We start from the raw sequence: 13,730 nt of genomic DNA, 5'->3' as shown, positions 1-13,730 counted from the left end.
ATGTTAGTGGAGAGCCGTGTGCGCCGAGAGGTGCAAGCACGGTTCGGAGGCGAGTTCTTGGAAACCTACCGTAGAAATACGGCAAGGCACCGGGTTCTTAGCCTACGCCTGAAGGCGCAGTACCTCTTCATCTTCGCGGGCGGCCTGCTGGCCGTCTTCGTGGTGTTCGTCATCCTCTACATGGCAGGGGTCGATCAGTGGGTATGTATCGCTTTCGGCGTTGCGGCGGCTTCGGTGCTGGTCTGGCTTACCTTCCGCCTGAACACCCGTTACGGGGAACACGGGCTGATGAAGCTGCTCGCCGCGCGCCGGCATCCCCGCTACCTGCTCAACCGCAAGTCCCTGCGCCGGTTGCTGAAAAGAAAGGGGGGCCGCGTATGAGAAACCTCTTGAAAGCCACCACGCTGGAAAGCAAGTTCCCGCTCCTGGCCGTGGAAGGCGGTTGTATCATCAGCAAGGACGCGGACATAACGGTCGTCTATCGGGTCGAACTCCCGGAGCTGTTCACCGTCACGTCCGCCGAGTACGAGGCGATCCACGCCGCCTGGTGCAAGGCCCTGAAGGTCTTGCCCGAATACAGCGTGGTACACAAGCAGGACTGGTTCATCCGCGAGCGTTACCGCCCGGCCACGGGCGAGGGGGACATGAGTTTCCTCTCCCGCAGTTACGAGCGGCATTTCAACGAGCGTCCGTTCCTGACCCACGCCTGCTTCCTCTACCTGACGAAAACGACGAGGGAGCGTATGCACATGCGTTCAGACTTCTCGACCCTCTGCCGGGGCAACATCATTCCCAAAGAGGTAAACCGGGAATCGGCGACAAAATTCCTGGAGGCGGCGGAACAGTTCGAGCGTATTCTGAACGATTCGGGTTTCCTGACCCTTGTCCGCCTCACGGGGGACGAGATCACGGGTACGGCGGATTGTCCGGGCCTGCTGGAACGGTACTTTTCCCTCTCGCTCTCGGATACGACTTCTCTTCAGGACATCGAGCTGGGGGCCGAGGTTCTGCGCGTGGGTAACAAACGGGTGTGCCTGCACACGCTCTCGGACACGGAAGACCTGCCGGGGCGCGTGGGTACGGACACCCGTTACGAGCGTCTTTCCACCGACCGTTCGGACTGCCTGCTCTCGTTCGCGGCCCCCGTGGGGCTTCTGCTTTCCTGCGACCACCTTTACAACCAGTACGTGTTCCTGGAAGACAGCGACGAAAACCTGCGTATGTTCGAGAAACGTGCGCGTAACATGCAGTCCCTTTCCCGCTACTCCCGCGGGAACCAGATAAACAAGGAGTGGGTGCGATACGTCGCTGTGTAAGTAATTGTTAAACTTAGATTTAACCCGTTGTTTCGTCAACGGTAGCCTATGGACAGATGCACCAATAGTAATATACTGTATCAAAGCTGTCCAGACAAGGTAGCCCTTCCGAAAGGAGCAGTCAGAACCGTGAGGGAAAGACAATGGCTGTTAGTATCATACAGTCAGGGAGCTTGGCTTGGGTGGTATGGTTAGCGTAAGCGAACTGTCGTCTAAACGTCGTAAGGTTGAAGAAGCCAAAGATACTGATAGGCTTCAGCCCAAAAGGGAAGCAGTCGGTTATTCCTCTCCATTCTGGGAATACACGAACAGAGTACTGCCGGTGTAATAGACAGAACCTAACCCACTTATAAGTTACTTGCACGGAACGTAGTAAGCCCGTATTTCTCCTGCCAATGACAGGTAAGCAGACCGTAAGGAATGCCGAATGGAGTGCGGGTATAGGATTGCAGAAAAAGCGAATGCCACCCTGTAATGGGGTGAATAGGGATTGAAACATCATCCCGCTGCGAAAGCAGGCTGACTTCTGCGGTAGGTGATTCTTTACAAGAAACTTTTAGAACTTTTAAAAGGAGAAAAGCAAATGAACGAAATTAAAAAATCGTGTGCATCGACTGACCAAACGCAGAGCAAATGGGACAGTATAAATTGGCTCAAATGCGAAGCTGCGGTTCAAAAGCTACAAGCGCGTATTGTAAAGGCTCAAAAAGAGGGTCGCCACAACAAGGTCAAAGCCTTGCAGTGGACACTGACCCACTCGTTTTACGCTAAAGCATTAGCGGTAAGACGTGTAACTTCCAATAATGGGAGTAAAACGGCTGGCGTCGATATGGTAACATGGAAAACGCCAGATGCTAAAGTGTGTGCAATAACCGAACTGAAAAGGAGAGGTTATACACCCCAACCTCTGAGACGAGTACATATCAGAAAGAGTAACGGGAAATTAAGACCATTGGGTATACCAACTATGAAAGACCGGGCTATGCAGGCATTGTATCTGATGGCACTGGCTCCCGTAGCTGAAACAACGGCTGATGCCAATTCTTATGGTTTCAGAAAAGAAAGGAGCACGGCAGATGCCGTTCAACAATGCTTCAATGACCTGGCAAGGACGACATCCCCACAATGGATCTTAGAAGGTGATATCAAAGGTTGTTTCGACCATATCAGTCATGAATGGTTGCTTGACAATATCCCTATGGATAAAGTTTTGCTCCGTAAATGGTTGAAAAGTGGATTTATTTTCAACAAGCAACTTTTTCCGACAGAGGAGGGAACTCCTCAAGGCGGCATCATCTCCCCAACTCTTGCAAATATGACTTTGGACGGACTGGAAAAACTGCTTGCCGATAGCTTTCCGATAAACCGCTCGAAGAAAAATTACTATACTCCTATGATAAATCTTGTTCGCTACGCGGATGATTTTATTATCACAGGAGAGAGTAAGGAGTTGTTGGAGAACCATGTTAAACCATTAGTCATTGAGTTTCTTCAAGCAAGAGGGCTTACCTTATCAGAAGAAAAGACTAAGATAACTCATATAGAAGAAGGGTTTGATTTTCTTGGGTTCAATATCAGAAAATATAAAGGCAAGTTTATCACAAAACCATCCAAGAAGAGTCGAAAGAGATTTTTAGATAAGGTTCGTGAAATAGTGGACAAGAACAAGTCTTCTAAGCAACAATCTTTGATACGATTGCTAAACCCAGTCATTAGAGGATGGGCGAACTACTACAAGGGGTGTTCTGCATCGGAAACTTTCCGTAAAACAGATGCACAAATTTTCAACAAACTATGGCGATGGTCTCGCAGAAGACATCCCAAAAAAGGTAAACGATGGATTGCCAACAAGTATTATCACACTGTAAGAGGTAGAAGCTGGACTTTTGCCGTACCGCTTGAAAACAGGAAAGTGGATAAATACCACACTCTTGTGAGATTGTCGGATACGAAAATAAAGCGACATATCAAAATCCGCAGTGAGGCCAACCCATATGATGCCGATTGGAAAGATTTCTTCGATCAATACAAGACCCGAAGAATGCTTGCACACTTAGACGGCAAGCAATATATCTATCGCCTGTGGAATCAGCAAATGCAATGTTGCCCTGTGTGTGGCAAGCACATCACACGGGAAACTCCCTGGAAAATTACTGAAATGACAGGGAGCAGTAGAAAGGCGAAAGTCCTAATACATGATCATTGCAGCCGAATTACTAACAGAAATAAATGGAAGTTACTATGAGCCGGCTTTTAGTTACAAATAAAAGTTTTGAATTGCTTGAGCCGTATGAGGGGAAACTCTCACGTACGGTTCTTAGAGGGGAAAGCTCCCGTAAGGGGGCTGACCTACTCGACATCGACCAGTATCTCAACGAGGCGCACTCGTTCGGTCTTCAATCCGTCCGGGCCCATTTCAACGTGCTGGCCTGGTCGGACGACGTGCAGGAGCTCCGGCATATCCGCAATGATGTGGGCAGCCAGCTCGCTCTGATGGAGTGCCGCCCGCGCCACAACACCGTGGACGCCGCCACGCTCTACTGGGCGGGTATGCCGGGCAACGCGGGGGATTTCCCCGCCGAGGAATCGTTCTACACGTTCATCGAGCCCGCAGTCTGTTTCTTCACGGAGGAAACCAACTATAAATCCTCGTCCAGCCCTTTCGGCATCAAGCTGTGCGACCGCGTAAGCGGCAGGCCCCTGCACCTGGACATCTCGGACGAACCGATGAAAAAAGGGATCATTACGAATAGGAATAAATTCGTGTTAGGCGGCTCTGGGTCAGGCAAGTCATTCTTTATGAATCATTTAGTCCGCCAATACTGGGAGCAGGGCACGCATGTCGTGCTGGTGGATACCGGTAACAGCTACCAGGGTCTTTGCGAGCTGATCCGGCGTAAGACCAAAGGTGAGGACGGCGTGTATTTTACCTATACCGAGGAACATCCCATCAGTTTCAACCCGTTCTACACCGACGACTACTATTTCGACGTGGAGAAGAAGGACAGCATCAAGACGCTGCTGCTGACACTCTGGAAAACCGAGGACGACAAGATCACGAAGACCGAGAGCGGCGAGCTGGGCAGTGCCGTGAACGCCTATATCGAGCGTATCCGCGCCGACCGGAATATCGTGCCGTGTTTTGACAGTTTCTACGAGTACCTGCGAGACGACTACCGCCGTGAGCTGGAGGAGCGGGAGATCCGGGTCAGCCGCGAGGATTTCAACATCGACAACATGCTCATCACCCTGCGGCAGTATTATAAGGGCGGACGCTACGACTTCCTTCTGAACTCCCGGGCCAACATCGACCTGCTCTCGAAGCGCTTCGTGGTCTTCGAGGTGGATTCCATCAAGGAAAACAAGGAGCTTTTTCCCGTGGTCACCATTATCATCATGGAGGCTTTCATAAACAAGATGAGACGGCTCAAGGGGGTACGCAAACAGCTCATCGTCGAGGAGGCCTGGAAGGCGCTCTCTACGGCCAATATGGCTGAATATCTGCGTTATATGTATAAAACCGTCCGCAAATACTACGGTGAGGCCATCGTTGTGACGCAGGAGGTCGAGGACATCATTTCCAGCCCGGTGGTCAAGGAGGCGATCATCAACAACTCGGACTGCAAGATCCTGCTCGACCAGCGCAAATTCATGAACCGTTTCGACGCGATTCAGTCCTTGTTGGGGCTGACCGACAAGGAGAAGGCGCAGATTCTCTCGATCAACCAGTCCAACGACCCTTCCCGTAAATACAAGGAGGTCTGGATCGGTCTGGGCGGCGTTCAGTCGGCGGTCTATGCCACGGAGGTCAGCGTTCCGGAGTACCTGGCCTACACGACCGAGGAAACGGAGAAAGTGGAGGTACAGCGGCTTGCCGGGGAGCTGGGCGGTGATATGGAACTGGCGATCAGGCAGCTCGCCGAGGGCAAACGTTAAAGGGAGGGCAGGCCATGTATCGCAAGTGTATCGGATCAGACCCCACGGCGGCGCGTTTGGACTTCGCGCTGTACGAGGTGGCGGGCGAGTGGGAAAGCCGCTCGGGTTCTCCCCGGGTTCGCATCTACCGCAACCCGGGACGCCGGGGCGGCGGTTTTTACGTGGAGGTGTCCTACAAGGACGGGACACGCTTCTCCCGTCCCGTGAGGAAGTATTGGAGAGGCATCCGTTACTTCGACCTCTACGGGTATGTCGCCCTGGCCTACGATGCGGGGCGCGAGGTGCTCCAGCTCTCCGCCTACGGGGATTATTACCGGGCGTCGGAATGACCGCCCAAGTATTCACGAATTAAATAATGAAAAGGATGAAACGATTGATTTTAACGCTGTTCGTGGGGCTTCTTTGCTTCACGTACCAGGCAAAAGCGCAGTGGACGGTCATCGACCCGTCGAACCTCGTTCAGAACATCAAGAGCGCGGTTCAAAGCTCGACCACGGCGACCAACATGGTCAAGTCGCTGCAAGAGAGTATCAAGATTTATAACCAGAGCAAGGCTTACTACGACGCCCTCAAATCGGTGCATAACATCATCAAGGATGCCCGGAAGGTGAAGCTGACGCTCGAAATGGTCAGCGAGATCACGGAAATCTACACCTCGGGATTCAACCGTATGGTTTCAGACCCGAACTTCACGGTGGACGAGCTGGCGGCGATCTCGGCGGGTTACGCCCGGCTGCTGGAGGAGGGCGGTGCGCTGGTGGCGGAACTCAAGACGGTCATAACCGGCGGCAACGGCCTCTCGCTCTCGGACAAGGAGCGGATGGACGTGGTGGATCAGGTTTACACGAAGATGCTGGAGTACCGCAACCTCACGCGCTATTACACGCGCAAGACCATCTCTGTGTCCTTCATCCGCAGCCGCGAAAAGGGCGACGCGCACCGGGTGCTGGCACTTTACGGGAACCCGAACGACAGATATTGGTAACCTGAAAACGGAGGCAGTCATGGATTTCGACAATTTACACCAGGTTCTCCGGAACCTGTATCAGGAGATGATGCCGCTATGCGGCGACATGATCGGGGTGGCGAAAGGTATCGCCGGCCTGGGTGCGCTCTTTTACGTGGCTTACCGGGTATGGAAGGCACTGGCCAATGCGGAGCCTATCGACGTGTTCCCGCTCCTGCGGCCTTTCGCCATCGGCTTGTGCGTGATGTTCTTTCCCACCGTGGTTCTGGGGACGATCAACGCCGTGATGTCGCCCGTGGTGCAGGGCACGCACGCCATACTGGAGGGGCAGACGTTGGATTTGCAGGCATACCAGCAACAGAAGGACGATTTGGAAGCCGAGGCCCGCAGGCGCGAGGGCAAGGCTTGGTTAGTGGACGACGAGGTGTATGAACAGCGGCTTGCGGATATGGGTATCACGGACTTGGGCGAGATTATCAGCATGTGGGCCGAACGCACGTGGTACGACATCAAGGCCGGTTTCCGGCAGCTTGTCCGGGACTTTTTCGAGTTGTTGTTCAACGCCGCGGGGCTTACCATCGACACGCTGCGGACATTCTTTTTAGTCGTGCTGTCGATTCTGGGGCCCTTGTCGTTCGCCCTCTCCATTTACGACGGCTTCCACTCGACGCTCGCGAGCTGGATTTCCCGCTATATCAGCGTGTACCTTTGGCTTCCCATCGCCGACCTGTTCTCTGCGGTGCTGGCCAAGATCCAGACGTTGATGCTCCAGGCGGACGTCCTGGCCCTGCAAGACCCCAACTACATTCCCGACAGCGGCAGCGGTGTCTATATTATCTTTTTGATTATAGGTATCATAGGCTATTTCACGATCCCCACCGTTGCCGAGTGGGTGATCCAGTCGGGCGGAGCCGGCGGGGCTATGGGCGGTATCAACAAGGCCGGGGCATTCGCCACGGGTGTCGCGGGCGGTATCGCCGGCAACATGATCGGCCGCACGTTCGGGCGTCGCGGCGGTGGCGGTTCCTCCTCCGGTAACGGCGGCGGTGGCCCGGCTTCGGGCAGTGCCCCTAACGGGCGCAACCTGGCAACACAAGGTAACAATAATCATTCATAACAATTTGGACAATGGAATTCAAGTCATTAAAAAACATCGAAACAAGTTTCAGGCAGATTCGGCTTTTCGGTATCGTGTTCCTCTGCCTGTGCGCGCTGGTATCCGTGTTCAGCGTGGTCGCGAGCTTCCGTTTCGCCGAAAAGCAGCGCGAGAAGATCTATGTCCTGGACGGGGGCAAGTCGCTGATGCTGGCGCTCTCGCAGGATTTGAGCCAGAACCGCCCCGTGGAGGCGCGCGAACATATCCGGCGTTTTCACGAGTTGTTCTTTACCCTCTCGCCCGACCGTGCGGCCATCGAGAGCAACATCAACCGCGCGCTGTTCCTGGTCGATAAGAGCGCCTTCGCCTATTACCAGGACATGCAGGAGAAAGGTTACTACAACCGTGTGGTGTCGGGGAACATCAGCCAGCGTATCGAGGTGGACTCCGTGGTGTGCGACTTCAACGCCTATCCCTACCGGGCCATGACCTATGCCCGGCAAATGATTGTCCGCGAGAGCAACATCACCGAGCGTTCGCTGGTCACGCGCTGCGAGCTGATCAACTCGGGGCGTTCGGACAATAACCCGCAGGGTTTCATCATGGAGAAATTCGAGATTCTGGAGAACCGCGATTTACGTACATTAAAAAGATAAGGCTATGGCAAAGAAGAGAATAAAGGCTTTCGGGGAGTGGGTCGAAGACCACCTGCGCCGCGCTTGCGGGGCGCTCTCGCCCGATAAGCGGATTATCGTGATCCTCACGCTGCTCTTGTTCTTTTCCGTCTTGTCGCTCTACTTTACCGTGTCTTCCATCTACCGCTTCGGCAAGGGAGCCGGGGAACGGATGCAGATACGGCATATCGAGCGGCTGGAACTGGAATTAAGACAACGGCAGGAGGCCGACAGTGTAAAACATCTAAAAGATTTCAATTATGACGACGAACGAAAAACAGAATAAACAGCCGGAGGCGGGGAAAAAGGAACTCACGCCCCGGCAGATACAGATGCGGAAGAAGCTGGTGGTCTTCCCGCTCTTTTTCCTGGCCTTTGCCGGGTGCATGTGGCTGATCTTCTCCCCCGGCGAAAAAGAACGGGAGGAGCCTTCGGCGGGTTTCAACACGGAGCTGCCGACCCCGGAATCGGAGGGTATCCTCTCGGACAAGCGTGATGCCTACGTGCAGGAGGAGATGCGGCGCAGGGAGCGGGAAAAGATGCGCTCCTTGCAGGATTTCGCGTTCGGGATGGAGAACGAGGAGGAAGAGCCCGTCATGCCCGCTGCCGTGCCGGATAAGTCTTCCGGCTCTGCCGGCGGTTCGTCGGGAGCTTTCCGGACTTCCCGTGCCGCCTATGCCGACATCAACCGCCAGTTAGGCAGTTTCTACGAGGAGACCGCCGGTGAAACGGGGGAAGAGCGCGAGATGCAGGCCCGCATCGAGGAACTGGAACGCCGCCTGGAAGAACAGCAGGCGCAGAAAACGGCCCAGGAGGAGCAGGTGGCGCTGCTGGAGAAGTCCTACGAGATCGCCGCCCGCTATATGAATGGCGGTCAGGCCCCTGAAGCCCCGCGTCAGAAGACCTCCGTTTCCGGCAAGGCTTCCGTGCAGCCCGTGCGCCAGGTGCGCCGTAACATCGTGTCGCTGCTCGCCGCCCCGCTGCCCGATTCGGTCTTCGCCCGTGAGTTCGTCAAGCCCCGGAACTGGGGTTTCAACACGGTGGGGAGCGACCTTCGCGAGCCCGAGCGCAACAGTATCCGTGCCGCCGTGCAGCAAACCGTGACGCTCACCGATGGCGGGGAGGTTACTTTCCGTCTGTTGGAACCGATGATGGCGGGAGATCTGCTCATCCCCTCGGGTACGCCCGTAACGGGGGCGGCGAGGATCAACGGCGAACGGCTGACGGTCAAGGTCAGCGCTGTCCAGCACGGCGGGGCGGTCGTTCCGGTCGATCTGTCGGTCTATGACACGAACGGCAACGAGGGTATTCCCGTGCCGGGGTCGGAAGAACTCAATGCCGTGAAGGAGATCGCCGCCAATATGGGTGCGGGCATGGGCAGCAGTATCACGATCACGGACGATGCCGGTTCGCAACTGCTCTCCGACCTGGGGCGCAGCGCCATCCAGGGCGTGTCGCAATACGTGAGCAAGAAGATGCGCTCGGTCAAGGTCACGCTCAAGGCCGGTTACAGCGTCCTGCTGCTCCCGCCCCTTCAATAAGGGTACAAACGACGTACTTCCGTACACCACTGAAAAAATCCATTTTTATCAACAATCAAAAATTTATCGAGTATGAAAAAGATTCTTCTGGCACTCGCTTTTATCGGGTGCATGTTCGCTGCCCACGCGCAGGAAAAGCCCTCCACGGGCGATTTGTACGACGGTCTTACCCGTCCGCTGACTTTCAACCGGGTTATCCCGCCCTACGCGCTGGAGGTGACGTTCAGCAAGACCGTGCATGTGATTTTCCCCTCGGCCATCCGTTACGTCGATCTGGGGTCTTCGGATCTTCTGGCGGCGAAAGCCGACGGCACGGAAAACGTGCTGCGTGTAAAGGCGGCCCTGCGTGATTTCTCGCGCGAGAGCAACCTTTCGGTCATTACCGAGGACGGGGCCTATTACAGCTTCAATGTCAAGTATGCCGACGAGCCGGTGAAACTGTCGGTCGAGATGGCGGACTTCCTGCATGACGGGGAGGCGGTAAACCGCCCCAATAACGCGCTGGACATCTATTTGCAGGAGTTGGGATGCGAATCTCCGCTGCTGGTCAAACTGATCATGCAGTCCATTTACAAGAATGACCGCCGCGAGATCAAGCATATCGGTTGCAAGCGTTTCGGGGTACAATACCTCCTCAAAGGTATCTACGTGCATAACGACCTGCTTTATTTCCACCTCCAACTGAAAAACTCCTCCAACGTGCCTTTCAACGTGGACTACCTGACGTTCAAGATTACGGACAAGAAGGTGGCCAAACGCACGGCCATCCAGGAGCAGGTCGTATGGCCCGTGCGTGCGTACAACAACGTGCAGGTCATCGGCGGCAAGCGTACCGAGCGCATGGTCTTCACGCTCCCGAAGTTCACGCTGGCCGACGACAAGCAGCTGGTCGTGGAACTGCACGAGCAGCAGGGCGGGCGACACCAGACTTTCACGGTGGAGAATGCCGACCTGGTGCGCGCACGTGTTATCAACGAGTTAAAGGTAAAGTGATATGAAACGGGCGATATTCATTCTCACGCTGGGGTTATGCCTCCTCCTTTCGGACGGGGTGCACGCCCAGCGTGCCCTGCCCGCCATGCGCGGGCTGGAAATACGGGGAGGCATGACCGACGGCTTCTATACCCGGGACAGCCGCAGCGAAACGGGCTACTGGTTCGGGCTGGCCATGAGCCGCTACGCGAAGAATGCCGACAAGTGGGTGTTCGGCGCGGAGTTCCTGAACCGTTATTACCCCTACAAGTCGGAACGTATCCCTGTGGCGCAGTTCACTGCCGAGGGCGGTTACTATTACAAGTTCCTCGCCGACCCGTCCAGGACTTTTTTCTTCTACCTCGGCGGCTCGGCGCTGGCCGGTTACGAGATTGTGAACCGGGGCGAAAGGCGGCTCTATGACGGCTCTACGCTCCGCCACCGCGACCGTTTCCTCTATGGCGGGGCCGTCACGCTGGAGGTCGATGCGTACCTGACCGACAGGATTATCCTCTCGCTGACGGGGCGTGAGCGTATCCTATGGGGCACTACAACGGGACATTTCCACGCGCAGTTCGGCCTGGGCGTGAAATTCATAATCCATTAAACTTGCAAGCGACATGAAAAAGATGAAAAAGATATTGGCCCTGGCGGTCTGGATCGCCGCCCTGGGTCTTTTATGCGCATCCTGCGACAACGGGCTGGATATACAGCAGGCGTACACGTTCTCTCTGGAAACGATGCCCGTTCAGAAGCGAATCTCCGTTGGTGAAACCGCTGAAATCCGCTGCACGCTCGTGCGGGAGGGGAGATATGACGGCGCGCGTTACACGATCCGCTATTTCCAGCCCGACGGGCGCGGTGAGTTGAGGATGGACGACGGTACGGTGTTCCTGCCCAACGACCGCTATCCGCTCGACCGTGAGGTGTTCCGCCTCTATTACACATCGCGCAGCGATGACCAGCAGACCATCGACGTCTATGTCGAGGACAACACGGGTCAGGTCGTGAAGACCTCCTTCACGTTCCAGAGCGAGAACGGGACGGAGGAAACGGAACGATAACGGAATATGTCTAACCAAGAGAAGCGCCCGTCACCCGGGCGCTTTCCATAAATACTGAAAACCATGACAGAGCAAGAGAGAATAGATATAGCCTATCTCGATACGGGGGTGTACGAGAACCCGTGGCGCGAGAACCTTTTCGAGACGCTGCCCGAGGATCGGAAAACGGCGGAAGTCTGCCGTTTCGCCATCAAGAAATCGGCTTTCAACATCGAGTTCGTTCCCGAAGCGATGAAAACGCCGGAACTTTGTCTTGCCGCGGCCGGCCACCGGGGCGAAACACTGAAATTCGTCCCTGACCGTCTGAAGACACCGAAAATGTGCCGTGCCGCCGTCGATAGCAACAGCTACGCGCTGTATTACGTTCCGGAGGGGCTGAAGACCCCCGAACTGTGCATGGCGGCCGTGAAGCGCAACGGTCTGGTGCTGGAGGCCGTCCCCGGGGAATTGAGGACGCCGCAAATATGCCGTGCGGCGTTGAAAGCGGTGGACAGTGCCGATTACAAGATACTCCCTTACATTCCGTATCCCGATATATGCCTGGAAGGGCTGAAAAAATTCGGGATGTCGTTCGTGGACAAGTTCGAGATTTTCGCCTCCATTGCCCCGGAGGTCATGACCGGGGAACTGGCCCTTCACGGCGTGGGGATGGACGCGTCCTGCCTTTCGCTCGTGCCGGTGGAACTGCGCACGGAGGCAGTCTGCCTGCGTGCCGTCAGCGGGGACGGCATCCTGCTCCATGAAGTGCCGGAGGAATTACGCACGGAACGGGTCTGCGAGGCCGCCGTGTCCTCGAACTACCTGGCACTGGAGTACGTTCCGAAACATCTGAAAACCGACCGTCTGTGCGGGATGGCGCTGGAGCGCGATCCCCTGGCCATCCGCTTTTTCAACCCCGAACAGCTCACGCCGGAGGTCTGCAACCGGGCGTTGGCCCGTACCGACGACCTGCGTGTCCTCCGCTATATCCCCTTCGAGGAGATACACCTGAAAGTGTTGGGGTTCTATTGCACGAATTACGATAAGACCTTCGATTTTTTGCAGCACATGAACCCGGCACACGTCACGCCGAGGGTGGCCCGGGAAATTTTCGCCCTGGAGCCGGAGCTGTTCTACAACCTTCCCGACCACGCCAAGAACGAGGAGATGTGCCGCCGGGCCGTCGGGCACGACGGGAGCTACCTGCAATATGTCCCCGAGAAGTGGAAAACGCCGGAGTTGTGCATGGAGGCCATACGGCGCAGTCCCTATGCCATCGCCCACCTGCCCGAGAGCATGAAAAGCCCGGATCTATACATGAGCCTGGTGCGGGAGAACCCGCAAAACCTGAAAGGCGTCCCCCGCGAAGCCCGGACGCCGGAGATGAGCCGGGAGGCTTTCGAGCGTACCTACGGGAAGGACAAAACCGATTTCTCGGTTATCAGCGCGTTGAGCGACCCCGCCCTGGTCTTGCAGGTGTTCCGCGAGCAGGACGACCCGCAGCAGATACACCGGTTGATGAGTGTCCTGCACCTGAACCGCCGGCTTGTAACGGAGGAGGTGGCGTTGGAGGCCGTTCGCAAGGATGCGGGGGTGCTGTACGACATTCCCCAGAGGGCCATCACGCCGCTCGTGGCCGATACGGCCGTGCGGGGCGACCCGAGGATGATCCAGTGGGTTCCGAGGGAGCTTCGCACGGCGGATCTGTGCCTCTATGCCGAGGCCGCCCATCCCGAGTTGCGGGTTTACGTTCCCGACGAAATAGCAAAGGGACGTAATATCTACTCGTTCCACCGTCAGGTGGACGCGAAATTGCGGCAGCCGCTCGAATACGAACAATACAAGACCCTCTACTCGGGCGGCGCGGTGCGTGTGAACAACGTGTGGACGTCGGTTGCGGGTGAGATTGACTGCTGCGAGGTGCGTTACGACCGTAAGACGGAGAAACTCAAACTGCGGATCGTCGAACCGCCCAGGGAGAAGAAGGCGCAGCCGAAGGTCGCGCCCCGCAAACCCGCCCGGGGGCCGAAATTGTAGGACGGCGGGTAGTTCTTTGGCAGGAAGGTTGTTAAAAATCGCACGTGTTGTCGCCGATACCCGGATGAAATCGTTATATTTGCAATCGAATCCTCCGGCGGCGTGCCGCCGGGCGATTTACATACGGAAGGAACACATTATGGTGGGG

12 protein-coding genes and 2 pseudogenes are annotated in these 13,730 nt (G+C 55.9%); all 14 read left to right on the top strand.

Features of this window, described 5'->3' with window-relative positions; translation table 11 throughout:
* Nucleotides 1–381, top strand: a complete 381-nt coding sequence (locus tag DWW10_RS02385) for a DUF4133 domain-containing protein (RefSeq protein ID WP_233564440.1) — start codon at nucleotides 1–3, stop codon at nucleotides 379–381.
* A pseudogene (locus DWW10_RS02380) lies at nucleotides 378–1,298 on the top strand (TraG family conjugative transposon ATPase); the annotation flags it as partial. The gene DWW10_RS02385 and the pseudogene DWW10_RS02380, both read left to right, overlap by 4 nt.
* A 601-nt stretch (nucleotides 1,299–1,899) precedes the next feature.
* On the top strand, nucleotides 1,900–3,561 hold the full coding sequence (gene ltrA / locus DWW10_RS02375) for a group II intron reverse transcriptase/maturase (RefSeq protein ID WP_004319152.1): 1,662 nt from the start codon (nucleotides 1,900–1,902) through the stop codon (nucleotides 3,559–3,561).
* A 113-nt stretch (nucleotides 3,562–3,674) separates the two neighbouring features.
* Nucleotides 3,675–5,252, top strand: a pseudogene (locus DWW10_RS02370) (TraG family conjugative transposon ATPase); the annotation flags it as partial.
* 14 nt (nucleotides 5,253–5,266) lie between these two features.
* Nucleotides 5,267–5,581 carry a DUF3876 domain-containing protein gene (locus DWW10_RS02365; RefSeq protein ID WP_117929074.1) on the top strand — a complete coding sequence of 105 codons (315 nt, stop codon included), beginning with the start codon at nucleotides 5,267–5,269 and terminating at the stop codon, nucleotides 5,579–5,581.
* A gap of 35 nt (nucleotides 5,582–5,616) precedes the next feature.
* Entirely contained in the window at nucleotides 5,617–6,237 is a 621-nt protein-coding gene (locus tag DWW10_RS02360) for a DUF4141 domain-containing protein (protein WP_004295452.1), read from the top strand.
* A gap of 19 nt (nucleotides 6,238–6,256) precedes the next feature.
* The gene (gene traJ / locus DWW10_RS02355) at nucleotides 6,257–7,336 is read left to right on the top strand and encodes a conjugative transposon protein TraJ (RefSeq protein ID WP_007662673.1); all 1,080 of its coding nucleotides are present in this window, start codon (nucleotides 6,257–6,259) and stop codon (nucleotides 7,334–7,336) included.
* Nucleotides 7,337–7,347: 11 nt separating this feature from the next.
* Nucleotides 7,348–7,971: a conjugative transposon protein TraK gene (gene traK / locus DWW10_RS02350; protein ID WP_004295450.1), complete on the top strand. Its 624-nt coding sequence runs from the start codon at nucleotides 7,348–7,350 to the stop codon at nucleotides 7,969–7,971.
* A gap of 4 nt (nucleotides 7,972–7,975) precedes the next feature.
* Nucleotides 7,976–8,275, top strand: a complete 300-nt coding sequence (locus DWW10_RS02345) for a TraL conjugative transposon family protein (protein ID WP_004295449.1) — start codon at nucleotides 7,976–7,978, stop codon at nucleotides 8,273–8,275.
* Complete coding sequence (gene traM / locus DWW10_RS02340) at nucleotides 8,250–9,530, top strand: conjugative transposon protein TraM (protein ID WP_117929072.1); 1,281 nt, start codon at nucleotides 8,250–8,252, stop codon at nucleotides 9,528–9,530. Before DWW10_RS02345 ends, traM begins: the two co-directional genes overlap by 26 nt.
* Nucleotides 9,531–9,602: 72 nt before the next feature.
* Nucleotides 9,603–10,523, top strand: a complete 921-nt coding sequence (traN, locus tag DWW10_RS02335; RefSeq protein ID WP_004303795.1) for a conjugative transposon protein TraN — start codon at nucleotides 9,603–9,605, stop codon at nucleotides 10,521–10,523.
* Nucleotide 10,524: 1 nt separating this feature from the next.
* Nucleotides 10,525–11,109, top strand: a complete 585-nt coding sequence (locus DWW10_RS02330) for a conjugal transfer protein TraO (protein ID WP_118486957.1) — start codon at nucleotides 10,525–10,527, stop codon at nucleotides 11,107–11,109.
* A gap of 13 nt (nucleotides 11,110–11,122) precedes the next feature.
* On the top strand, nucleotides 11,123–11,566 hold the full coding sequence (locus DWW10_RS02325) for a DUF3872 domain-containing protein (protein WP_004295445.1): 444 nt from the start codon (nucleotides 11,123–11,125) through the stop codon (nucleotides 11,564–11,566).
* A 63-nt stretch (nucleotides 11,567–11,629) separates the two neighbouring features.
* On the top strand, nucleotides 11,630–13,582 hold the full coding sequence (locus tag DWW10_RS02320) for a DUF4116 domain-containing protein (RefSeq protein ID WP_117929068.1): 1,953 nt from the start codon (nucleotides 11,630–11,632) through the stop codon (nucleotides 13,580–13,582).
* The last annotated feature ends 148 nt before the right edge of the window (nucleotides 13,583–13,730 follow it).

Source organism: Bacteroides intestinalis (assembly GCF_003464595.1).
Lineage (GTDB): Bacteria > Bacteroidota > Bacteroidia > Bacteroidales > Bacteroidaceae > Bacteroides > Bacteroides intestinalis_A.
Note: the sequence above shows the minus strand (reverse complement) of the source record. Positions and strands in the feature narration are given on the sequence as shown.